Annotated in this window: 19 protein-coding genes; 8 read left to right on the top strand and 11 right to left on the bottom strand. The window is 68.3% G+C overall.

The features are described from left to right. Positions 1-12 precede the first annotated feature (12 nt). On the bottom strand, positions 13-669 hold the full coding sequence (locus tag OG474_RS01300) for a response regulator (RefSeq protein WP_405060298.1): 657 nt from the start codon (positions 667-669) through the stop codon (positions 13-15). Next, positions 666-2,660 (bottom strand): histidine kinase, encoded by a 1,995-nt coding sequence (locus tag OG474_RS01295; RefSeq protein WP_405060297.1) that lies wholly within the window; start codon positions 2,658-2,660, stop codon positions 666-668. The genes OG474_RS01300 and OG474_RS01295 overlap by 4 nt, the downstream gene beginning before the upstream one ends. A 153-nt stretch (positions 2,661-2,813) precedes the next feature. On the opposite strand from OG474_RS01295, the gene OG474_RS01290 reads away from it, so the two are divergent. From OG474_RS01290 to OG474_RS01280, 3 genes are all read left to right on the top strand, one after another. Continuing rightward, positions 2,814-3,167, top strand: a complete 354-nt coding sequence (locus tag OG474_RS01290; protein ID WP_405060296.1) for a hypothetical protein — start codon at positions 2,814-2,816, stop codon at positions 3,165-3,167. After that, entirely contained in the window at positions 3,164-3,850 is a 687-nt protein-coding gene (locus tag OG474_RS01285) for a hypothetical protein (protein WP_405060294.1), read from the top strand. Before OG474_RS01290 ends, OG474_RS01285 begins: the two co-directional genes overlap by 4 nt. 68 nt (positions 3,851-3,918) lie before the next feature. Next, a complete protein-coding gene (locus OG474_RS01280) occupies positions 3,919-4,755 on the top strand; it encodes a methyltransferase domain-containing protein (RefSeq protein ID WP_405060293.1) in 837 nt (278 codons plus the stop codon). Here the strand turns inward: OG474_RS01280 and OG474_RS01275 are convergent. The 3 genes from OG474_RS01275 to OG474_RS01265 form a co-directional block, all read right to left on the bottom strand. Then, on the bottom strand, positions 4,752-5,582 hold the full coding sequence (locus OG474_RS01275; protein ID WP_405060292.1) for an alpha/beta hydrolase family protein: 831 nt from the start codon (positions 5,580-5,582) through the stop codon (positions 4,752-4,754). The two genes, OG474_RS01280 and OG474_RS01275, sit on opposite strands and share 4 nt — an antisense overlap. Positions 5,583-5,859: 277 nt before the next feature. Next, positions 5,860-6,396: a dihydrofolate reductase family protein gene (locus tag OG474_RS01270; RefSeq protein ID WP_405060291.1), complete on the bottom strand. Its 537-nt coding sequence runs from the start codon at positions 6,394-6,396 to the stop codon at positions 5,860-5,862. Positions 6,397-6,438: 42 nt separating this feature from the next. Further along, positions 6,439-7,002 carry an NADPH-dependent FMN reductase gene (locus OG474_RS01265; RefSeq protein ID WP_405060290.1) on the bottom strand — a complete coding sequence of 188 codons (564 nt, stop codon included), beginning with the start codon at positions 7,000-7,002 and terminating at the stop codon, positions 6,439-6,441. 96 nt (positions 7,003-7,098) lie between these two features. Between OG474_RS01265 and OG474_RS01260 the strand changes: the two genes are divergently transcribed. Together OG474_RS01260 and OG474_RS01255 are read left to right on the top strand one after the other, a co-directional pair. Continuing rightward, on the top strand, positions 7,099-10,137 hold the full coding sequence (locus OG474_RS01260; protein ID WP_405060289.1) for a BTAD domain-containing putative transcriptional regulator: 3,039 nt from the start codon (positions 7,099-7,101) through the stop codon (positions 10,135-10,137). Positions 10,138-10,183: 46 nt separating this feature from the next. Continuing rightward, a complete protein-coding gene (locus OG474_RS01255; RefSeq protein WP_405060288.1) occupies positions 10,184-11,701 on the top strand; it encodes an LLM class flavin-dependent oxidoreductase in 1,518 nt (505 codons plus the stop codon). A 4-nt stretch (positions 11,702-11,705) separates the two neighbouring features. On the opposite strand, the gene OG474_RS01250 is transcribed toward OG474_RS01255, so the two are convergent. Continuing rightward, on the bottom strand, positions 11,706-12,332 hold the full coding sequence (locus OG474_RS01250; RefSeq protein WP_405060287.1) for a DUF6308 family protein: 627 nt from the start codon (positions 12,330-12,332) through the stop codon (positions 11,706-11,708). 215 nt (positions 12,333-12,547) lie between these two features. On the opposite strand from OG474_RS01250, the gene OG474_RS01245 reads away from it, so the two are divergent. Continuing rightward, the gene (locus OG474_RS01245) at positions 12,548-12,934 is read left to right on the top strand and encodes a hypothetical protein (RefSeq protein WP_405060286.1); all 387 of its coding nucleotides are present in this window, start codon (positions 12,548-12,550) and stop codon (positions 12,932-12,934) included. Between the two features lie 148 nt (positions 12,935-13,082). Then, the gene (locus tag OG474_RS01240) at positions 13,083-13,760 is read left to right on the top strand and encodes a phytanoyl-CoA dioxygenase family protein (protein ID WP_405060285.1); all 678 of its coding nucleotides are present in this window, start codon (positions 13,083-13,085) and stop codon (positions 13,758-13,760) included. Here the strand turns inward: OG474_RS01240 and OG474_RS01235 are convergent. Together OG474_RS01235 and OG474_RS01230 are read right to left on the bottom strand one after the other, a co-directional pair. Beyond that, positions 13,757-14,350, bottom strand: coding sequence for a DUF4291 domain-containing protein (locus OG474_RS01235; RefSeq protein ID WP_405060284.1), 594 nt, complete (start codon positions 14,348-14,350; stop codon positions 13,757-13,759). The genes OG474_RS01240 and OG474_RS01235 overlap by 4 nt on opposite strands. Before the next feature lie 7 nt (positions 14,351-14,357). Continuing rightward, positions 14,358-15,182 (bottom strand): alpha/beta fold hydrolase, encoded by an 825-nt coding sequence (locus tag OG474_RS01230; protein ID WP_405060283.1) that lies wholly within the window; start codon positions 15,180-15,182, stop codon positions 14,358-14,360. Positions 15,183-15,298: 116 nt separating this feature from the next. Here OG474_RS01230 and OG474_RS01225 point away from each other — a divergent pair, with 116 nt between their 5' ends. Beyond that, positions 15,299-15,913 (top strand): LysE family transporter, encoded by a 615-nt coding sequence (locus tag OG474_RS01225; RefSeq protein ID WP_405064531.1) that lies wholly within the window; start codon positions 15,299-15,301, stop codon positions 15,911-15,913. On the opposite strand, the gene OG474_RS01220 is transcribed toward OG474_RS01225, so the two are convergent. From OG474_RS01220 to OG474_RS01210, 3 genes are all read right to left on the bottom strand, one after another. Then, on the bottom strand, positions 15,910-16,755 hold the full coding sequence (locus tag OG474_RS01220; RefSeq protein WP_405060282.1) for a serine/threonine-protein kinase: 846 nt from the start codon (positions 16,753-16,755) through the stop codon (positions 15,910-15,912). The genes OG474_RS01225 and OG474_RS01220 overlap by 4 nt on opposite strands. Before the next feature lie 67 nt (positions 16,756-16,822). Then, complete coding sequence (locus OG474_RS01215; RefSeq protein ID WP_405060281.1) at positions 16,823-20,245, bottom strand: UvrD-helicase domain-containing protein; 3,423 nt, start codon at positions 20,243-20,245, stop codon at positions 16,823-16,825. After that, complete coding sequence (locus tag OG474_RS01210; protein ID WP_405060280.1) at positions 20,238-23,321, bottom strand: PD-(D/E)XK nuclease family protein; 3,084 nt, start codon at positions 23,319-23,321, stop codon at positions 20,238-20,240. Before OG474_RS01210 ends, OG474_RS01215 begins: the two co-directional genes overlap by 8 nt. Positions 23,322-23,395: the final 74 nt, after the last annotated feature.

Here is a 23,395-nt window from a genome sequence, read left to right as displayed (position 1 = left end):
GGCGTCCCCGCCTTAGTTGGTGTCCCCGCCCAGGCCGGCGTTCCGGGCCTGGATGATCGCGGTGGCGCGGTCGGCGATGCCGAGTTTGGTGAAGATCGCGGAGACGTTGTTGGCGACGGTCTTCGAGGCGAGGTGCAGGCGGTCGCCGATCGCGGGGTTGGACAGGCCGGCCGCGAGGAGATCGAGGATCTCGCGCTCTCGGCTGGTGAGCTCGGGGAACGGCGCGGCCGTGGGCGCGGGGGCGGCGAAGAAGCCGAGGACGCGGCGCGCGACGCCGGGGCCGAAGATCGCTTCCCCGGCCGCGACCGCGCGGATCGCGCGGGTGATCTCCTCCTGCTCGGCGCCCTTGACGAGGTAACCGCGAGCCCCTGCTCGCATCGCGGCGAACACCGAGTCGTCGTCCTCGAACATCGTCAGCACCAGTACGGCGACCTCCGGCGCGGACCGGGCCAGCTCCCGGGTCGCCGCGAACCCGTCCAGGTCCGGCATCTGCAGATCGAGTACGGCGACGTCCGGCCGGTGTGTGATCACCTCGCGAACCGCCTCGCGCCCGGTCGCCGCGACGCCGACCACCTCGATCCCGGGCAACGAAGTAAGCAGCGCCGCCAGCCCGGCCCGAACCACTGGATGGTCGTCCGCCAGCACCACCCGAATCACGAGATCGCTCATCGGAGAGCGCTCTCTGTTGGGTTTCCCAGCGGGAATCGTGCGCGGACGAGACCACCGGTGGGAGTCGGGCCGGCTTCGAAGGCACCGCCTAGTTCGGCAGCGCGCTCGCGCATGGCGTGCAGGCCGACGCCGGGACGCCACGCACCGTTGGGCGGGCCGTCGTCGGTCACTTCGACCTCGAAGTCGTTGCCACAGCGCAACGCTAGTACGGCTGACGTCGCCCGCGAGTGCCGAACCACGTTGGTGAGCGCTTCCGTGGCGATCCGGTACGCCGCGACCTCCAGCGCCGCGGGCAATGCGGGCAACCCGTCCGCCGCAACCTCGACCTGGATCGTTGCTCCGTCTGCACGGAATGCGAGTTGATCCGCTCGCTGCTGCAGCGCTCCCACCAGCCCCAGCTCGTCCAGGGCCGGCGGACGGAGGTCGTCGACCAGCCGTCGTACGTCGGCGATGGCTGTCCGAGTGTCGGTTCGCAGCGTCGAGAGCAGGTCGCGGGCCTTGTTGGTGTCGGTCTCGATGAGATTCGCGGCGGCGTCGGCGGTGAACGCGACGCCGGTCAGTGTCGGGCCGAGGCCGTCGTGCAGATCCCGGCGGATCCGGCGGCGTTCCTCCTCGCGGGCCGCGACCAGCTTCTCGCGGGATGACTGCAGCTCGCTGGACAGCCGCGTTGCGTGGACCGCGACCGCCAGCGGTACTGCGACCAGTGCGAGCACGTCGCGATCCATGGTCGACAACCTGGACTCGCCGGACCGTACGCCGATCAGCAGTTGGGCGACCGACGTACCGCCGTACTGAAGCTCCAGCGGTACGACGTTCTCCGGTGGGATGCCGTCGGAGGCGATGATCTCGTCGTCGATCGTGAGAGCGGTGTACGGGAAGTGCAGGCCGGATCGGATCGCGGCGACGACGCCCGGGAGGCCGGCGGACAGCTGTTCGCCGACGCGGGACGCGATCCGGGCGGGATCGTGGCGATCACCGTAGAGAGCGCGATCTACGAGTTGCTGAAGGCGCGGCAGGATCGGCGCGATGATGAGCGCCACCAAAACGGTGACCGCCGCCGGGCGGCCGACCCGCGACGGGATCAGCGAACCCAGGATCGCCGCCAGCCCTGCGTAGGAACCGATGGCGACCAAGGTCAGCAGCCCCCAGGTCAGTGCGCGGGACACCACCAGCCGGATGTCGAGCAGTTGATGCCGGACGACCGCAACCGCAACCGCGATCGGAATCAGCGGGATCGCCAGCAGGACGAAGATCGGGGTCCCGGCGATCAGGCCCCACGGCGTCACGAAGAGCAACGCGATGACCGATGCCAAGAGCAACCAGAGCAGCTGGCGGCGGCCGATCTCGTCGGCACGGCGGAAGCGGATCACCAGACAGCTGATGGCCAGCAGGATCGCGACCAGATTGCGGATCTCGGTCGCGGTCCACAGCGGCTGCAGATCGGCGTACGACGGGATCGCCAGGTAGCCGTTGGGAAGGCCGGGGCTGATCGGTTCGCCGCTGCCGCCCATCTCGATCACGAACAGCGGTGCGGTGACGATGATGCCGAGCGAGACCCACCGCCAGCGCGGAGAGAGCGGTCTCCCGGTCGGGAACAGCAGGAGCGCGAGCGGCAGGAAGAGCCCGATCGACCACGGCCAGGCCAGGAGCGCGATGGTGACGACCAGGCGCTGGGCCGAGACGGGGGCACCTGCGTCGGCCAGTACGGGCGCCAGCGGGCCGCCGAGGGTGGTTGTCGCATGACCGATGCCGTCAGCAATGAACAGCCAGCCGATCGGGTTGCTCGGACGATGCCACGCGATCACGGCGCCACACAGCCCGAACGTCACCCCCATCAGGCCGTTCGTCACCACGAAGCCGTCCAGCATCTGCTGCCAGCCCCACCCGGCCAGCGCCGAGAACACGAGTCCGAGCGCCACCTCGACGACCACCAGCGCGCCGAGGCCGCCGGCCAGTCCGCGCCGAGAGCGCGCGCTCAAGCGTTCCGTCATACCGGCAGTGTGCTCCCGACTGTGTCCCGCCGTCTCGGGATCACGATCCCGGATGTTCCGGGGAACTGCCCGAGCTCGGGGGACAGCGCTCTCAGGCGCCGGTACGGCGAGTGCGGCGACGGTGGATCCAGACGAACTGGAAGGAGTTCTGAGATGTCTGGAATCAACAAGGCCGGGTTCGTCGTCCTCGGCCTGGTATCGGTGAGCGACCTGCTCACACCGCTGCTGACCGACGGCGAACACCCGCCGATGACGATCGCGATCGGCTCCGCCGTGGTCGGGCTGATCAGCCTGATCCTGGTCGCGCTCGGTTGGCAAGGAAAGCGCTGGGTGCTTGCGCCACTCATCGCCCTACGACTGGCGTCCGCCCTGCTGGCGGTGCCGGCCTTCTTCGTGTCCGACGTACCGGCTGCCGCAGTGGCAGCGGCCGGGGTCGGCGTCGCCGCGACGATCTTCGGGGTGGTCGCGGTGCTGCTGCCGTCGCGCACCCCGGTCCACGCATCATGAGCCAGGCAGTTGCGGCAGCGCCACGAAGCGACGCCCGTACGGCGTCCCGGTGGTTCGCGGCGCTGATCCTGCCGATCGGGCCGGCCGCGATCGCGTTGCTGCGGTACTTCCTGCCGTACGACACGGTCGATGACCCGGCGACGATCACCACCAAGATCCTCGCGGATCCGGGCCGCAGTTCACTCGTTCTGTGGTTCGGCTACATCGGGGTCCTCACGCTGGTCCCCGGCGCGTATTTCGTCGGCCGGTTGATCCGGGCGCGGGCGCCGTGGCTGACAGCGATCGCGCTGCTGCTCCTCGTGCCGGGATACCTGTCGCTGCCGTGGGCCTCGTCCGGTGACGTGTTCACCTGGTCGGCCGGGCAGGCGGGTCTGGATGCGGGGGCAATCACCCGGGCGGCCGAGATCACGCACGGATCGGCGGACATTGCTGGGGTGGTGTTCGTCGTCGGTCACGTGCTGGGCACGATCCTGCTGGGGATCGCTCTCTGGCGTTCTCGGATGGTCCCGCGCTGGGCCGCGGTGGCGACGGCGATCTCGCAGCCGATCCATTTCGTCGCGGCTGTCGTATTGGTCAGTCACACGCTGGATCTGGTCGGTTGGGGTCTGCAGGCAGTCGGGTTCGCCGCGGTGGGGTGGGCGATCCTGCGACTGCGTGACGACGCCTGGCAACCGCTGCCCTAAGGGGCCGACGTACCCAAGGATCGGCTCGTCCGGCGTTAGTCTCGAACTGCTCAAAGGGGGATAGCAGAATGGATGACAAGGGAGCGCCGGGCGAGCCTGGGGCGAATATCCAGGTCGGCAGTTTCAAGATTGCCGACGCTGCGAAGACCGATGCCGCGGGCATGGCCTTCGTACTCGACCAGATGGCGGAACGGCCCGCCGTACGGGCGTTGAAAGCCTGGGCGTTGGAGCAGTTGGCTCCGGCGCCTGGGGAGACGGCGGTCGATGTCGGCTCGGGGACGGGCGAGGACGTGGTCGCGTTCGCCGAGCTCGGCCTGCGCGCGATCGGTGTCGAGCCGAGCGCGGGGTTGCGGGACGAGGCGGTACGGCGGGGGCCGGACAGCAAGGCCGAGTTCGTGGACGGGCTGTCGGACAAGCTGCCTTTCGACGATGAATCGGTCGATGTCGTGCGGTGTGAACGCGTTCTCCAGCATGTCGAGGACCCGGCCGGATCGGTCCGGGAGATGGCTCGGGTGCTGCGTCCTGGCGGTCGGATCGTTCTCATCGACACGGATTGGCAGACGGCGATCATTCACCCGGCCGATCCCGACGTACTGCAGCGAATGGTTGCCAGCTTCCTGGCGCAGGCGGCGAATCCGTACTCCGGTCGTCAGTTGCGGGGACAGCTCGCCGACGCGGGGCTCGAGATCACCGGCGAGACTGCGGCGACGTGGCTGGAGCCGCAGGAGGGTGCGCGCAAGGGGTTCCTGTCGATGATGCACACCCGATCGCTGCAGGCCGGTGCGATCACGGCGGCGGAGGCCGAGGCGTTTGCCAAGGGCATCACCGAGGCTGCCGACCGCGGCGCTTTCCACATGTCACTGACGATGTACGCCGTGTGCGCGGTCAAAGCCCCTGCTGTTTAGAGGCCCTGTTGCTTGAGGAAGGCAACGGTTCGGGTCATCGAGGTCGGCCAGGCCCCGGCGAAGGCGTGCTCCTCGCCGGGGTAGGTGTAGAGCGTCGCCTTCTTGCCGGCCGCGGTGAGCGCAGAGAGCGTTCTCCGGGACCAGGCGATCGGGCAGGTCGTGTCGGATTCGCCGTGGTGGATCAGGACCGGTTCGGTGACCCGGTCGAAGAACGTCACCGGTGACACGTTGCGCCAGAACTCCGGGTTCTGCGCGGGTTCGCCGTACGCGCGCAGGATCGCCGCGGAGGTTTCCGGTCCGGGGCGCCAGCGTTCGAAGTTCTCGACTGTGTTGGAGCTGACGGACGCGAAGATGATCCCGGCCTTCACCAGCCCGGGCTGAGCGACGAGAGCGTTCAACGTGACGCCGCCGCCCATCGACCGGCCGAGCATGCCGATCCGGTCGGGATCGACGTACTGGGAGGTGCGCAGCGCCAGTACGGCGTTGATCGCGTCCTCGGTGTAGCCGAGGCGCAGGTTGAGTTCGGAGCGTGGGTCCTTCGACGACTGCGCGTGATTGCGGTAGTCGGTGTGCAGTACGACGTATCCGCGCCGGGCGAGGTAGTCCTGCTCACGGGCCAGCCCACGGCCGTTGGTGTAGACGGCCGGATCGATGTAGCCGTGGTTCAGGACAAGGGCCGGGTGTGGGCCCGGGGTGCTCGGGACGTTGAGGATCCCGGAGATGTTGAGTGAGCTGCTCGCATACGTGACGTGGTAGCGCGTGTAGGCGGCATTGCGGGTCAGGACGCGGTCGAGCCGGAGGTTGCGGCCGTCGTACTTCTTCGCCATCAGCGCCGGGAGAGAAACCGGGTGAGCGCTCTCTGGCGTTCCCGAAGGCGTTCTTGAAGGCGTCGCCGGCGGTGGGCTGGTTGCCGGAGTCGATGGGTCAGCGGACGGCGTTGGTCCGGTGCTGCTCGGGGTGGTCGCAGGGGGTGCCGCGTCGTTGCTACTGCATCCGACAGCGGCCGCCGCCACGAGCGCACCGAGTGTTGTCAACGCTGTCCGCCGCTCCATGCGCACAGTCTGCCGCCAGCTATCGAAAGCCGGTCGAAAGCGCCGGTGGTGTTCAGGCCTTCGGGGCGAGCTTGTGCACGACGATGCCGGACTTGAAGGTGGTCGTGCCGAGCAGGTCGAGGTGGTGGATGTCCAGACCCTGCCCGCCGAACATCGTTTCGCCGTCGGCCAGTACCGGGAAGACCCAGAAGTGGTACTCGTCGACCAGCTTGTTCTCCAGCAACGTCTTGGAGAGCGATCCCGTACCGAACTTGAGCAGGTTGCCGCCGTCCTGCTGCTTGAGTTCCCGGATCGCCTCGACGGTGTCGCCTTCGAGCAGCTTGGCGTTCCAGGTCGTCTCGGTGAGGGTCCGGCTGGCGACGTACTTGGGCATCTTGTTGAAGGTGTCCGCCATTTCGCCGTCGCGCTGCGACCAGGCCTCGGCGAAGCCCTCGTAGGTCAACCGGCCGAGCAGCAGCGCCTCGGTCTCGGCCATCAGCGCCCCGGAGTAGCCGAAGTGCTCCTCGTCCCAGTACGGGCCGGAGTAGTCCTGCGGGTTGCTGATGACGCCGTTCAGGGTGACGAACGTGGACTCGATGATCTTGCGCATGATGGTGCCCCTTAAGAGTTGGTACGGTCAGTGGTTGGTAGTTCAGTGGTTGTAGGGGTGCTTGGTGCGCGCATCCCGGAGGGCTTGGGCCCACCAGACGAGCTGGTCGAGCATGAGCTTGGCCTGGGCCTCGTAGCCCGCGGCCGGCCGCGGCCAGGAGCCGTCGGCGGTGAACTGCTCCCAGTAGCAGGGGAGTGTGACTGTGTTGCGGATGGTGACGGCCTGCAGTTCGGCGAAGACCTGCCGCAGCTGCGCGGTGGCCAGCAAGCCACCGCTCTCCCGCCCGTAGCTGACCACCGCGACCGGCTTGGCGTGCCACTCTTCGTAGTACCAGTCCAGTGCGGTCTTCAGAGCGGCCGGAAAGCTACTGTTGATCTCCGGAGTGACCACTGCGAAGGCATCTGCCGCAGTCAGCCGCGGAGCCAGTACGGCGACCTCCGCCGGCACCGGGTCGTCAGTATCCAGCAGCGCGGTGGGCAGGTCGGCGACTGCCAGATCGATCAGGTCGACCGTGAACTGTTTGGCCGCCTGCTCTGCCAGCCAGTGCGCGACGGTCGGTCCGAACCGCCCGTGGCGCGTGCTGCCGATGATGACTGCGAGTCGCATTTCCTGCCTCCCTTCTGTTGAGCCAAACTCTGCCGCAGACCGTTTACGGTTTCTTTCCGGTGCGGGCGGGAGGCGCCGGAAAGATAGGGTGCGGCCATGCGTTTCGGCGTCCTGGGACCGGTCACGGCCTGGACCGACGCGGGGGAGCCCGTGACGATCCAGGGCCTCAAGGTCCGCGCACTGCTCGCGGACCTGCTGGTCCACGAGGGCAGACCGGTGCCCGGCGACCGGCTGATCGATGACCTCTGGGGCACGCAGCTCCCCGGCAACCCCGCGGGGACGCTGTCCGCCAAGGTCTCGCAGCTGCGCCGGGCGTTCGAGGACGCCGAGCCAGGCAGTCGGAGCCTCGTGCGCTCCGGACCGGCCGGCTACTCGATCGCGGTCGACAAGTCGTCGTACGACGCGTTCACGTTCGCGGACCGGGTCGAGAAGGGCGAGCTCGCCGAGGCACTGGGTCTGTGGCGTGGGCCTGCCTATGCGGACTTCGCAGATGAGGTGTTTGTCGAGACTGCGATTGCTCGGCTGACAGAGCAGCGGCTGACCGTGCTTGAGCGTGCCGATGTTTCGGTGGGCGAGCTGTCTGCTCTGGTCGCTGAGCATCCGCTTCGGGAGGGGCTGCGTGCGGCGCATATGCGCGCGCTGTACCGAGCTGGTCGGCAGAGTGAGGCTCTTGAGAGCTTTGACGAGCTGCGGCGGCTGTTGGCGGATGAGCTCGGGCTGGACCCGAGTCCGCCACTGGTCGCGTTGCAGCAGTCGATTCTGACGCAGGAGCTCCCACATGCTCGCAACAACCTGCCTGCCCAGCGGAGTGACTTGATCGGCCGTTCCGACGCGGTCGGTGACGTCAGCGCCGCGCTGGCGACCTCAAGGCTGGTGACGCTCACCGGTCCGGGCGGAGTGGGTAAGACTCGGCTGGCACTGGCCACGGCGGCCTCGGTCACGGACCGGTTCGTGGACGGCGTTGTTCTCGTCGAGCTGGCCGCTGTGACACCGGCTGCGCTCTCGGTGCGAGATGCGCTCACGGACGCCGTACAGGCAGCGCTGGACCTGCGTGACAGTAGTGGTCCGACGGAGACCGCAGTGGAGCGTCTGGCCGCTGTCATGGGCTCACGGCTGCTGCTGTTCGACAACTGCGAGCAGGTGATCGCTGAGGTGGCCGACCTGGCGGATGAGCTGCTGGCGGCCGCACCGGGCCTGCGCGTGCTGGCGACCAGCCGGGAGCCGCTCAGCCTTGCGGGCGAGGTTGTCTGGACGGTGCCGCCGTTGGACGTGCCGCTTGCCGGCCTGGAGCCTGCTGCGGCGGCGGACTGCAGTGCGGTCCAACTGTTCGTCACCCGCGCGGCCGCGGCCTCGCAGGACTTCACCTTGACCGCAGACAACGTTGCTGACGTCGCTGTGCTCTGCCGGCGGCTGGACGGCATTCCGCTCGCTCTGGAGCTGGCCGCTACTCGCGTGCGCGCGCTGGGTATCCGTGGCTTGGTGGCTCGGCTGGACGACCGGTTCCGGTTGTTGGCGACTGGGCATCGTGGTGCTGCGCCACGGCAGCAGACTCTGCAGGCGATGATCGACTGGAGCTGGGAGCTGCTTGCTCCCGATGAACAGGTCGTACTGCGACGCCTCGCAGTACACGCTGATGGCAGTACGGCGGAGGCTGCGGCTGAGGTATGCGCCGAGCCGGAGATCGACGTACTGGAGGTTCTGGTTCGACTGGTCGACAGGTCGCTCGTTGTGCCGGTCCATGGTGCGGATGGTCCGCGGTATCGGCTGCTGGAGTCGGTGGCCGCGTACTGCGTCGAGAAGCTGCGGGTGGCCGACGAGTTGGAGTCAGCTCAGCAGCGGCACCTCGAGTACTACCTGGGGTTGGCGGAATCGGCTCAGCTCTTCGGGCCCGAGCAGAGCAGTTGGCTGAGGCTCCTGGACGCGGACGCGGCGAATCTGCGCACCGCGCTCGACCGTGCCGTCGCCACCGGGCAGTCCGGCCTGGCTGAGCGGCTGGTCGACGCTATGGCGTGGTTCTGGTTCCTGCGCGGCCGTACGGCGGAGGCGATCCGCTCGCTGGACGCCGTACCGGAGTCAGCGCGGGCGGGCGTCTGGCGGACCGGATTCCTGTATCTGCAGGCCGACAGCCGCGCGGGTGCTGAGCGGGAGCGGTGGCTGGAGACGGCGGACTCCCGTGGGCAGTGGTGGATCGGGTTCGCCAGTAGTGATGTCGGTGAGCTGGCAGCCGGACAGGTGTTGCTGGAGCGGTCGCTGAAGAACTTCGAGGCGGAGGACGACCAGTGGGGCATCGCTGCGGTGCACCTGGCGCGGGCGAAGTACGCGCACGTGCGGTCCGACGTTGAGGGGCTGCGAGCTGACGCTGAGGAGAGCGCACGGATCTTCAGAGCGCTGGGTGACAGCTGGGGCACGTTGCAGACGAGCAGTTGGCTAGGTGCGGCTGCTGAGCTGGCGGGTGACTTCGACGAGGCTGCTCGTCTCCACGACGAGTGCGTGCAGATTGCTGAGGGACTAGGGCTGTGGCCGGAGGTGGCTGGAGCGCTGGGCATGCTGGGCTGGACCGAGCTCCGGCAGGGCGAGTACGCGGCCGCTTGGGCGCACAGCGAGCGTGCGCTGCGGCTGGCGACCGAACAAGGGCAGCGGTCGCTGCAGGCCTTGGCGGAGATCGTGTTGGCCTTCGCGGCTCGTCGGATCGGCGACCTCGGCGACGCCGAGCGCCGGCTGCGGACTCTGCTCGCTGCGGCTCGGGCGCAGAGCGAGCCGGTGCTCTACCTGTCGATGGTGCTGGCTGAGCTCGGAGTCGTGCTGGAGCTGCGGGGCGAGTCCGCTGCGGCGCTGGACCTCTACAAGGAGTCGTTCGAGGTCTCAGAGGCCTATGGCTCGGTCCGCAGCATGTGTCTGGTGCTTGAGGGGATGGCCGCCTGCGTCGAGGACAAGAGCATCGCTGCGCAGCTCCTCGGCGCCGCCTCAGCCACTCGGGCCGCCGAACAGCATCTGGTTGCTGCGACCGAGGTTGACGACCTCGAGCGGGCCGTTGCGGCGGCGCGGAGCGCCCTTGGCGACGCCGGCTACGAGGAGGCGCACAGCCGCGGCAGTGCGCTCACCCTTCGTCAGGCAGTCAACCTGCTCTACGAGTAGATGTTCTGTGTTTGAGATTATCGGCTAGGCGAAGTAGTTTGAGGGCATGGACTACGGCCACGATCTGGTCTTCGGGACCTTCCTGACCCCGGCGATCGACGACCCGGCGCGCGTGATCGCGCTGGCACAACTGACCGAACAGGTCGGGCTGGACCTGGTGACCTTCCAGGACCACCCCTACCAGCCGCGCCTGATGGACGCCTGGACGCTGCTGTCGGTCGTCGCAGCGCAGACCCAGCGCATCAAGGTCGCTACGAATGTCGCGAACCTGCCGCTGCGGCATCCGGTCGTGCTGGCGCGCAGTGTGGCCACGCTTGACCAGATCACCGGCGGTCGGGTGGAGCTGGGCCTCGGAGCCGGCGGCTTCCTGGAGGCGGTCGCGGCCAACGCCGGACCGCACCTCACAGCGGGTCAGAGCATCAGTGCGCTGGAAGAGGCCATCGCGATCATCCGGGAGGTCTGGTCGCCGACCGGTGGTGGCATCAAGCTTCCTGGCAAGCACTACACCGTCTCTGGCGCCAAGCGTGGTCCGCAGCCTGCCCATGACGTGCAGATCTGGCTGGGTGCCTACAAGCCGCGCATGCTGGCGGTCACTGGCCGCCTTGCCGACGGATGGCTCCCCAGCAGCGGGTACGCCGGTCCCGACCAGCTCGCTGCGATGAACAAGCTCATCGACGAGGCCGCTGTCGACGCAGGGCGTGACCCGGGGTCGGTACGGCGGCTCTACAACCTCTCCGGGCAGTTCGCGGGCAATGGCGGGTTCCTGCAGGGGCCTGAGGAGCTATGGATCGACCAGCTGACCGAGCTGACGCTGGACGAGGGGATGAGCACGTACATCCTGGGCTCTGACGACCCGACCGACATCCGGCGGTTCGCCGAGGTTGCCGCGGGTGTGCGAGAGGCCGTGGAGGCTGCTCGGAACGGGATCGTGGCCCCGGTCCCGGCCGAGGTGGTTCCGCAGTCGTCCGGGTTCGCCGTCGTACCGACTCCGCCGCCTGCTGTACGGCGCAGCGCCGTACAGGTGCTTGACGAGTCGGAGCGGCCGGTTGGGCCGGCTCTGGATCCGGAGCGGAGCTATACGCCGTACCAGCTGTCGTCTGGGCAGCATCTGATTGAGGTGCACGATCATCTGCGCGCAGAGCTCGAGCAGATCCACGATCTGGTCGAGCAGGTCGCGGCTGGGTCGATGGGGATCGGTCAGGCGCGCTCACACATCAACACGATGACCATGCGGCAGAACAACTGGACGCTCGGCACGTACTGCGAGTCGTACTGCCGGCTCGTCACGACGCATCACTCGATCGAGGACGCGTCGCTGTTCCCGCGGCTGCGGCGCGCGGACCCGGCGCTGGTGCCGGTGGTGGACCGGTTGCAGGCGGAGCACCTGATCATCCACGACGTACTGGAGGGTGTGGACAAGGCGCTGGTCGCGCTGGTCGATGGGTCCGGCAACATCGACGGACTGCGCGCAGCGGTCGATCTGTTGGACGACACGCTGCTGTCGCACCTGTCCTACGAAGAGCGCGAGCTGGTCGAGCCTCTGGCTCGGCTGGGCGTGATGTAGCGGACTACTTCGCCTCACCGAGCACTGAGGCGAGGATGTCGAGCAGGCGCAGCGTGGGAGCCTCGCCGAGCAGCCGGGCGGCGGAGGTGGCCGGCTCGGCGATCAGACGGACCTGCAGCAGCTTGAAGTCGCGCACGTTGGCCGGATTCACCAGGTCGGCGTGCACCGCGCCCAGAAGCTCCGCACCGGCGGAGGCGTTCGTGTAGGTCATCCGGATGAAGCTGTCGCTGACGGGGAAGAGAAAAGGCCGCTTCAGGTGCAGCAGCTTGGACTTCTTCGCCTGCCCGAAGCCCCGGTGCCCCGAGAACTTCTCGTCGAGCGCCATGGCCGCCTCGAACAGCTCACTGCCCGGCGCGGCGTCCTCCAGCCGCGCGTCGACCGGCACCGCGGCGAACTCCTTGTCGGCGTCCACCTCGAGCAGCCAGGGGATGTCCAGCGCCCGGAGGTCGGAACCGATCACCATCGTGCGGGCCAGATCCTCGAGCGTCACCCGGCTCGGGTCGGTGCCGCCGACAGTCGTCATCCCGGGCAGGCCGTCGTAGTACCGCAGCACGGCGCCGTTGCCCTCGGCATAGATCCGCAGCTGGGCGATCGCCTCGTCGACGACGATCTTCCGAGTACCGATGTTCATGGCCACACCCTCACACTCTTGGTGGCAGACCCGCCAGCAGACGAGCCATCATCCGAGCGATTGCCTCACAGCGTTTCCGCAGATCGTAGGCGACCCCACGCTCACCCACACGCCTGGGTCACTTCCCGTTATCCACAACCTGTAATCATCCGTGCCAAAACCCCCGATTCTCCATAAACTCTCAGTAACACCCCCACCACCGAACGGAGCCGCGCATGACGGGAGACACCCGTGAGTTCCTGGCTGCCTTCCGGGAGGCCGCTTCGGGGACGCCCACCGGACTGATCGCCGCCTGGACGAGCTTTGTCGATCAGGCGGAGGCGGGGTATTCGGACAACATCTACGAGTTTCGCAACGACCTGTCCGTGCGCGGGCGGATCGAGAAGCTCCTGGGGAGCGCGGAGCTTCAGGGGTTCGAGCAGATGGGGTGGGTACGCGCCGAGATCGCAGAAGTCGACGAGCGGTACCGAGCGCTGCTGATCGAGGTGGACGGGCCGGCTGGGCGCGGGTGGTGGGAGGCCGGAGTTCCTCGGGTTGCCGGGGCGGAGCTGGCGGCGGATTTCGCGGAGCAGTACGGGATCGAGGTTGCCGTCATCGAATGAAGCTCGGGAGGCGCTAAACCTGGTTGACCGGGGGAGGGGGATGGCGAAGTCTGCTGGCATGTTGACGGGTGCTGAGGTTGCGGGGTTTGTGCGGGATGGGTTCGTGGTGGTTCGGGGGGCCGTGCCTCGGTCGGTGGTTGACGGGTGTGTGGATGTGGTTTGGGCGGAGTTGGAGGAGCGTGGGGTCAGGCGGGGGGATCCTGAGTCCTGGAAGACGCCGGTCGAGCGGATTGCTTGTCCTGAGGACGGTGCGTTTGTCGAGGCGGGTACGGCGGGGGTGCTGTGGGAGGCGTACGACCAGCTGATCGGTCCGGACAAGTGGTGGAAGCGCGAGGGAATGGGCGGCACGATTCCAATTCGATTCCCGCACTCCGCTGATCCGGGGGATGCCGGCTGGCACATCGAGGCCAGTTACTGGAACGGCACCGATTGGCGGGCGAACGTGCGGAGCCGCGAACGGGGTCTGCTCTCGCTCTTCCTGCTCACCGATGTGTGCCCCGACGACGCCCCGACACTGATCAGGGTCGGCTCGCATGCCGATGCGGCGCGGGTTCTGGCACCGGCGGGCGATGACGGGTTCGCGCCGGGTGAATCGGGTCCGCTGATTGTCGAGGCGAGCGCCGACCGTCCTGTCGTCGAGGCGACCGGGTCCGCGGGAGACGTCTACCTGTGCCACCCGTTCCTCGTGCACAGCGCCTCATGGCCGCACCGCGGTACGAATCCGAGGATGATCACCCAGCCAGGGGTTGCCCTCTTGGAGCCCTTCGCGCTGACGGACCGAAACACCGCCTACCCCGTCGAAGCCGCCATCCTGAACGCGATCTAGTCAGCTGCGCCGATGTGAGCGGCCAACTCCGGGGAGATCGGGTAGGGGATCTCGCGGGGGAGGGCTGCTTGGGCGGCGGTTGGGTCGGACTTCGAGAGAGCGTGGATGTGCTGCATCTCGGGCGTGGCGTCTTCGATGCGGGTGATCCAGTCGTTGACGTAGTGGGTGACGGCTGGGCCAGAGAGGCCTAGTTGCAGGGAGCGGACTTCGGGTTGGGGCGTCAGGGTGAGGGTCTGCTCCGGGTCCCATTGGATGCGGACCGGCGCGGCGGCGAGCTCTGCACGCCAGGCGGCTTTGTCGGCGTGCTGGGTGCGGTCGTAGTGCGAGAGCGAACTGTTGGCGAGCGCCCACTCGAAGCCTGAGCGTTTGAGGTGGATGCGGAGGACTCGGGTCTGGCCGGGCTTGGTGGCCCAGCCGGAGCGGTAGGCCATCCAGAGGAAGGACGGCTTGATCCAGGTCATCCTCGAGAAGCCGAAGGGGGCGACGAAGGTTTGCGCAGCGAGGGCCGGTACGGCGATCTCTGGGGCGTAGGCCTGGTAGACGGCGATGGTGTCGTCGTCGTAGCGGGCGCGGATCTGGCGGGTGGGCATGCGGTCCTCAGGTGGTTGTTATGTGGGTTCGGATGGCGGTGAGGGTTTGTTCGGGGTGGGTTAGGTGGGCGTTGTGGTCGGCGTGGGGCCAGGCTTCGACTTTGGCGTTGAGGGCGGTTGCTAGGCGGGCGTGGGCTTTGGCGATGGCGGTGGTGGGTTTGCGGTCGGCGGTGATCAGGGTGGTGGGGACTGGCGGGAGAGTGGATTCGTCGAAGGCGGCTTCGGCGAGGCCGTGGACGGCGCGGTTCAGTTTGGGCAGGTCGAGGTGGGCGGTGCGCTCGAAGACGGCTGCGCAGTCGGGGCGGAGGTCTTGCTTGCGGGTGCTTCGGGCAATGGTGGAGCGGAGGGCGGCGGCGACCAGAGTGCGTAGGACCGGGAGCGTGGCCGCGGAGGCGAGCGTACGAGTCATGCGCTCGATCTGCGCACAGCTTTTCGGGTCGTTGATCGGGGTCGGGTCGATGAGGACCAGGCCGGCGACGCTGGCGGGGTAGTCGCGGGCGAGCAGGAGCGCGACGGCGCCGCCGAGACTCTGACCGACCACGACAACCGGCCCGAGGTCGAGTCGGTTGACCAGAGCATTGAGGTACGCCGACGCGTCGGCCAGCGTGCCTGGAGTGGTCGACGTACCGGTGCCGGGGCGGTCTTGGACGATGACGCGGCAGCCGGGATCGGTGACCAGGCCTTCGACCAGACCGGGGAAGAATCCGTTGCAGGACTCGGCTCCGCCGGGGAGGAGCAGGACCGGCGGACCGGAGCTGCCATGAACGGTGACGTCTTCGATCTGCACAGGAACTCCGGTAAATGAGTTGAGGCGGTCGCGCGCTGCTCGCATGATGAGGGTATGACTACGACCCATGGAGTGTTGCTGACGAGTCCGGTTGCCGACGTGGCGGCTCGGGTTCAGCAGCAGGCCGGTCGATGCTGGAGGTCTAGCGACCTCCAGTCGTGATGGAGGTGGTGGTCGCCGGGATGCTCGCAGGGTACGGAATCGCCATACCTGTTGGGCCCGTGGGGACCTACCTAGTCAGCCTGAGCGCACGAAGCTCGGCACGAGTGGGCGCTTGCGCAGCGCTGGGAATCGCATCCGCCGACGGCATTTACGCGCTGGTCGCAGCCGTCGCCGGTACGGCGTTGGCCCCGCTGCTGGTGCCTGTCGTGGTGCCGCTGCGTTGGGTATCCGCGGTAGTCCTGATCGGGCTCGCACTCCTGGGCGCGATCACCGGAGTACGCCGATATCGGGCGCGACGGCTCACCGGGATCACCAGGGATACGCCGGTGCGCGCGCGTACGGCCTACTTGGGGTTGCTCGGCATGACGCTGCTCAGCCCGATGACGGTGATCTACTTCGCAGCGCTCGTACTCGGCGGCTCCGGACGAGGATCCGCACCACAGCTGGCCGTCTTCGTCGTGGCCGCGTTCCTAGCCTCAGCCAGCTGGCAACTCCTGCTAGCCGGCGGCGGCGTCCTGCTGGGGCGCGTGCTGACCGGCAACCTCGGGCGGCTCATGACAGCGCTCGCCTCCAGCGTGGTGATCGTGGTGCTGGCGGTCCGCCTGGTCGCCTAGGCGATGGCCTGAGTCACTTCGCCAAAGTCGGCTGGCTCGCAAGCGAGTGTCGTTGCGGGCCAGCTGACTTGGTGGCACCAGGTGATGACCTCCTGGGCGTCTGGGCGGTCTGCGGGGTCCTTGGCGAGCATCCGCAGCAGTTGGCGGCCGACCCCGGCCTCAACCCCTGAAGGCACCACCGGTACGCCGCTCACGTGGCACCGGAGCACCCCGGTCGGGGTATCCGCCAGGAACGGCGGGGCGCCGGTGAGCAGTTGGTAGAGGACGCAACCCAGCGAGTAGATGTCGGCGGCTGGACCGGCGGGCGCCGCGCGGGCGCGTTCAGGGGCCACATAGAAGCTGGTGCCGACGATGTGCTCGGCAGAGTCGGAGTCGGCGGCGTCGTCGAGGAAGCGCGCGATGCCGAAGTCGGCGATCTTGACCGTGCCGTCGCGGCCGAGCAGCAGATTGGCCGGTTTGATATCGCGATGGACGACGCCTTCGTGATGGGCCGCGAGTAGACCCTCGGCCGTCTGCGCGACGATGTGCGCCACTGCCGAAATCGGGAGCGGGCGGCCGCGCCGCAGTTCGCCCGCGACCGTCGTACCGGCGACGAACTCCATCACCAGATAGGGCGAGTCGTCGTACGCACCGAAGTCATGGACGTCGACCACGTGCGGATTGTGGATCATTGCACCGGCCTGGGCCTCGCGCCGCAACCGTGCCCCGGCGCCCGCCTGGTGGTCGGTGAGCAGCTTGATCGCAACCGGTCGCATCAGCACCTCGTCCGTGGCGCGCCAGACCTCACCCATGCCGCCGCGTCCGACCATCGCCTCCAGCTCGTACCGGTCCGCGATCCGCATGGCCTGCTCCCCGAGTCTTGTGCACAGCGGGTACCCAATCACCGTACGCCGCCAAACCCGTGATTGCCTAAGGCAACTTGCTGGCCACGGCGCCGGCCGGGTTGAGGAACAGCAGAACCGGGGGACCGGTATTGGGCAGGATCTCCGTATACGCCTGCAGTTGCGGGGTGTAATAGGCGACTCGGCTGTCCAGTGCGGCCATCGGTACGGCGTCGGTCTTGTAGTCGACGACAGTGAGCCGGCCGTCGTCCTCGCGGTAGATGAGGTCGACGAACCCTTCGAGCACAGTGCCATCGGGCTGAACCGTGCCGACATACGACTCACGCCAGTGGTCGCGCGCCGCCGCTCGTTGCACAACCTCAGCGCCGAGGGCGGAACGAACCAGCGCGGTCACGACGTCGACGTACTCAAGGACGCCTTCGGCCAGGCACTGGGTCGAGACGGCGGATTCGAGGCCGCTGCCCGTGGACAGATCGACAACCTGCAGTACGCCGTGGACCGCTCGCCCGATCGCGGTTCCGTACCGGCCCTTCGACCACGGTGGGAGCTCAAGATCGCGCGGCGCCTTGGCAGTACCGGGGTCGACAGGCGCTTCGGTCAGGGCAGCTTCGGGGCCAGTGCCTTCGAGGCCGGAGGCGCTGCGCGCGGAGGGGCGACGGCTAGCCTGCCGGGCCGCGGTGATCTGCTCGTCCCAGTCCCGGCGGCTCATCGGCGGAGTCACATCCGACGTCGATCGTGGGTCGCGATCAACCGGCGGTGGCCCGTCGAACAACGTGATCCCCGGCAGCTCCGCGGCACCAGCGGAGGCAAATAGCTCCGCATTGCTGGAATGGCGACGCGTCCCCGACCGATGCAGCGAAATGACGAGATGGTCGCGGGCACGGGTCGCCGCGACATACAGCAGGCGGCGGCGTTCGTAGTCGTCCATCTGCTCGTCGACCGGCTGGACGAGATCGAAGTCCTCGGTCTGCACCGAAGCCTTGAGCTTCACCGCGTAACCGCCGTCCGGCGGCCAAAGCACCTGTACGCCGCGTTGCCGGTTCGGCGCGGCGGTCATGCCGGAGAGGATGACGATCGGGAACTCGAGCCCCTTCGCGGCGTGGATCGTCATCACCCGAACGGCGTCCGCGTCGGTCTCGGGCAGCACCGCCTCGGCAACCCGCGACGCCTCCTCGCCCTGGTGCGCAGCCCAGGCGAGATACGAGCGGAGGCCGCCGTGCTCGACCTCGGACCAGGCGCGGGCCTGATCGACGACGAACCTGATCCGCCGCCACGCGTCGCGGGCGCGCGGCCCGATCGCGGCGACCTCGAGCATCCGGCGGTCGGCGACGATCTTGGCGAGCACCTCGCTCGGGGTGAGCCAGCGGGAGGCGTAATACGTGCGGCGCAGCCACTCCATGGCCTCGCCGATGGGATGGGTGAGCAGGTCGTCGGACACCGGCGCGGTCAGCGTGAACGAACCGCCGGAGCGCTTCCAGGTGAACAGGTCGTCGTCACCGCACCCGAAGAGCGGCGAACGCAAGGTCGTGACGAGCGCGAGCTGATCGCTCGGATCCCCGAGAGCACGCGCGCAGGCGAGCAGATCGCGAACCTCGGCGGTCTGATAGACGAGCGAGCTGGCCTCAGCCCGGTACGGAATGTCGGCCCGATCCAAGGCGTCTTCGAGGAACGGCAACGACGTCCGCGCCGGAACCAGTACGGCGATGTCGCCGGCCGCGGCTGGTCGCCACGCCGAGGCGCGTTCGTCGTACACGAGCCAGCCGTTGCTGAGCGCCTGCTCGATGGTCGCCGCCACGTCGGTCGCTTCGCGCTCGCGGAGCACGGACGCCTGAGCACGCGGCAAGTCGTCATGCGGAACCGCGCCCAGGACCGTGACAGCAGGACCAGAAACAGAGTCGTCGTACGGCGCGGGCTCGGCAGCCGCGGGTTCGTCGTCGCCCGAGCGCCGGAACTGGAGAACCGTGGCGAGCTCAGGCTCCGGCTCCGCGGGGGAGTCGTCCAGGAAATCGAAGAGGGTGAGCTCGTCGTCCGGGGCCGAGGTGACGTCGGTCGGGAGCGGACCGGGCAGCGGGGGCGGAGCTGTGGTCGGCGTCGTGGTGCGATGCGGGGTCAGCGCGTGATAGGTCGGCTGAGCGGCTTCCTGGGGCTGGATCAGCGTCGTGAAGACATGGTTGATCCAGTCGAGGATCGGAGGCACCGTGCGGAAGTTCGTCGTCAGCGTGACCGTCTCGCCGAGCAGGTCCTGAGCGGTCAGGTACGTCGCGATGTTGGCCCGGCGGAACCGGTAGATCGACTGTTTCGGATCGCCGACCACGAACAGCCGGCCGTCCGGGACCTCGACGTCACGCCAGTCCTCCGCGTCGGCCTCCGCGCCGGCGGCGATCCGGACCGCGAGCTCGATCTGAATCGGGTCGGTGTCCTGGAACTCGTCCAGCAGCAGCCGCTCGTACCGCTCGTGCAGCGCCGAACGAACCGACGCGTCCCGCCGGAGCAGGTTGCGCGCAAGCACCAGCAGATCGTGGAACTCGAGCCGCCCCTCCGCACGCCGTACCTCGGCCGACTCCAGCACCCGCTCCGCGATCCAGTGCGAAAGATGTCGAAGGCAAGCATCGAGGAGCAGCTCGACCAGCGAGCCGGCCACCTCCACGACCTCGGCGCAGTCCGAGCGGAGTTTGGCGACGTCCGGCCAGTTCTCCTTGCGGCCGATCTTGCCGACCTTCAACCCACGCAAGGCCTGTAGATAGGCGAGCTGCGACTCCTGGTCGGTCGCCGCCTCCAACGTGATGCCGAGCTCACGGATGGCATGCACCTTCGGCAGCAGGCGGTCCTCGGGATCCCGGCAGGAATCGGCGGCCGCGCCGAGCTGCGCGGCGGCAGCTATCAGCCCGGTCAAGTCTGGCATGGCGACCAGCTCCGGCGGATCCACCAGGACGCGCTCGCCGATCAGGTCCCAGTCGTTCCCGAACAGCCGCGCCAGCGACCGCAGGTGCTTCAGCTCGACCCCGACCGCCATCGCGAGCAGCAGCGGCTCGGCGATCGAGTCGTCGTCCAGCAACTGCTGCTGCAGCTCGGCCCAACGCTCCTCAAAAGCAACCGACGACCCGACCTCGTCCAGTACGTCGATCAGCGGCGGCAGCCCGGCCTCGATCGGATGCGCAAGCAGCAACTGCTGCGCGAACGCGTGCAGCGTCCCGATCGACGCCGAATCCAGATCGTCGAGCGCCTCGTCCGCGAGCGGCCAGGCCGGCCCCTTCCGCGCCTTCTCGAACTCGACCCGCAGCCGGTCCCGGAGCTCGGCTCCGGCCTTCTCGGTGAAGGTCACCGCCGCGATCGTCCGCAGCGGCACGCCGTCGCGCAGGACCAAGGTGCTCACCCGGTCGACCAGCGCGTGCGTCTTACCGGATCCGGCCCCGGCCTCCACGAACAACGTCGCGTCGGTATCAGTCCGGATCCGCTCGCGGGCAGCCCCGTCCAGCAGCTGCTCACTCATCGCCGGCCTCCTCGTAGACGCCTGGATCGATCAGCCGCACCAATCGCTCCAGCGTCGGATCGTGCCGCTTCCGGTCCCAGCGCGCCCGGACCTCGCTGTGCCCGAGCCCATCGGGATTGCAGTACTGGCATTGCACCCAGAGAAAGTCCGGGATTTCGGGTGCTTTCGGTGGGAACAGACCACCGGCGATCGACGACACGATCACGTCGAGCGTCTCGACGTACCGGGCCTCGACCTCGGGAGTCAATGGGACCGGGATCCGCTTGCCGCCGCGCCGGACGAACCAGTACGACGCCTCGACCGGGGTGGCCGCCTCGCCCAGCCGGGCGCGTGCCGCATACGCATAGACCGGCAGCTGGAGTTTGGTGCCACCGGCCACCGGGTCGCTCTCGATGCCCTCGTAGCGCGAGAACCCGCCGGTCTTCACGTCGGTGACGTAGATCGTCCCGTCTCGGCCGAGGTCCACCTTGTCGGCCGAACCACGCAGCAGCACGCGCCCCGACGGCACCGGGATCTCCACCGGTGGCTCGCCGTCGAACCCGAACCGCAGCTCACTGGCGACCACCGACGCGTCATGGGTGGCCCGCCACCGTTCGTCATCGGCCAGCAGCACCATCAGATCGCCCAGGATCCGCAGCCGCTCCCGCTGCCATAGCCGTGGGTGCCCGGTCAGCCCCTCAGCCTGGAACTGGTCAGCCAGATCCGCTCCGATCGCCAGCAGCACCCGTCGCTGCTCGGCCGACCATGTCTCGCCCCACGACGGCAGCGAGCCGGCCAATCGGGAGACGAAGGCATCAAGACTGTTGTGGATCAGATTCCCGACCTGGATCGGTGAGATGACGAGTAGGTCCTCCGGCGCCTCGAGCGGCTCCACCTGAAGCAGCCGCTCGACGAAGTACGCATGGGGGCAGGTCGCATACGCCTCCAGTGAGGTCGGCGACGCGACTCGATCCTCCACCGCATACTCCGGCAGCCCCGCGACTCCGGACAGGTCGCCGTCGAACCGGGTGAACGCCAAGGACCCGCGCCCCCGCAGCATCTCGCGAGCCCGCACGAGCACCCGGTCACTCAGCCACAGACCGGCCGCGGCGGACCGCACCTGCCACTCCTGCTCACTTGCCGGCATCGTTGCCGTTGTCAACGATCCCGCGTACGACGCCGATGTCCGGAGCCGATCGCCGTACGCGCCCTGGTCCCAGGCGGTCGCGGCCAGCGCGTGGTCGCCGCTGAGTGCACGCATCGAACCGAGCAGCCAGCGCGTCGGTAAACGGCGTGAGGACCTTCGCAGATCGCCGCGTGGGAACGACGCGACGACCTTCTTCGCACCGGCCGAGAACGCGACCAGTAGGTGCCGCTGCTTCTCGTCCAGCCGATCCCGGAACGACGCCAGCTCCGGCGCTGCCGCCTCGCGCACTCGATGCGGCAGCAACGCGTCCTCGTGGACGCGCCCCGGATAGAGATCCTCTGACAGCCCAACGACGTACACGATGTCGGCTGCCAGCCCGACACTCGCCGACAGCGGTGCAACCAGTACGCCGGTCCCGAAGGTGCCGACCCTCGGCAGCGACTGCTGCAACTCCAGATCCAGCACGTCACGCAACACTGCCAAGCTCGCCGGTGTCCCGAGCTCGTCCAACGTGGAGAGCCCGCGCAGCGATCCCTCGACAGCGGCCGCGGCGTACTGCTCCTCGATCGGCAAGGCTGCGTAGTCGCCGAGCAGCTCCTGGAAGAGCTCCAGAACCCCCGCGGCCAACGCTGACCAGCTCTCCAGACCAGCGATGGTCTTCAGTCGGCGCCGGAGCTCCGAGGCGAAGGCATGCAGCCGCTCGGCCCGCTCCGCGTTGGCTCGCGCACGACGGATCGCAGCGGGGCGCGGATCCTCAGCAGCCTCCTCCTGATCGGCCGTCCGGCGCTCCGACTCCGCATAGCGCGCGAGTCGCGTGTCCCAGTCGTCGCCACGCACCACACCGGCTGCCCGAGACATCCGCTCCCACTGGGGCACCGGGATGCGCTCCCCGGTGAAGTCCCGGGTCGGCGCATTCGCCAGCGCGCGGAACACATCGGCACGCGGCAGATCCTGATCGACCAGCGCGAGCACCTCGAGCAGTGTCCGCGCGATGGCTCGCTCATGCACCGGCCTGGTCCCCGGACCATTGACAGCAATCCCAGCGGCGGCAAGGTGCTCGTGCAGCAATCTCGCGTACGGCGTGATGGCGGAGTACAGCACGGCGATCCGGTGCGCGGGGGTCTTCTTGAGCGACGCGACGACGTCCCGCACGACATTGCGGATCTCGTCATCGGCATCGGAGGCATTCAGGATTTCGGTCGCGACCGGATAGTTCCGCGAGATCGAGGTCGGCAGGTCGAGACCGATCCGCTCCAACGAACGCCGGACCGCGCGGTCGGCCCGCCGTACATCGGTGAAGCCCACGATCACCGTCAGATCGGCCGCGGCGGCCCCGAGCGCCTCGACGAAGGCCGCCTCGGCCTGGGTGAGCTCCTGCGGCAGGTAGAGCACGAGCGCACCGAGCTCACGGACAATCGCCGGCTCGGCGTCGACGCGGGCAGTGGCGGCTCGCAGCAGATCGGTTTCGTCGTACCAATCGGCGCCGAGATCGGACCCGATCTGGCGATGCAACCGCACGAGATCCGGACCGAGCACCGACGCCCCGGCAACCTTGTCCAACGCGGGCTCGGACAGGTCGCGCAGCTCACGATGGGCTGAGGCAAGCGCTTGGATGGTCGACGGGTGCTCGGCGACATCCTCGAAAATGCCCGGTGCCTTGGACAATGCGGTCCGCCAGGTCGCGGCGACGATCGGGCGCGTGGCCGGTCGGCGTGGGGACAACACTCCCGCGGCAAGCTGCTCGGCCAGCCGCTCGAGGGTGGCCAGGAACAGCCCCGCGATCCCGGTCGTCGCGAGCTGTCGGCGGGCGACCACGCCGGCCAGGTTGTTGGGCAGCAACAAGGTGACAGGGGCCATCGGATCATCGGCCTTCAGCCGCGCCACGACGGCCTGCAGGCGCTCCAGCGCAGCCGCGCCGTACGCCGTACTTTCGATCCGGGTCGTGCTCACGAAGCCCCCGTCCCTTGACTGTCACCGCAGACGGTAGACCCTGCCACGGACAAGTTCCGAAATCGCCGGTGGCG

The sequence above is a fragment of the Kribbella sp. NBC_01505 genome (assembly GCF_045040285.1).
GTDB lineage: Bacteria > Actinomycetota > Actinomycetes > Propionibacteriales > Kribbellaceae > Kribbella.
Note: the sequence above shows the minus strand (reverse complement) of the source record. Positions and strands in the feature narration are given on the sequence as shown.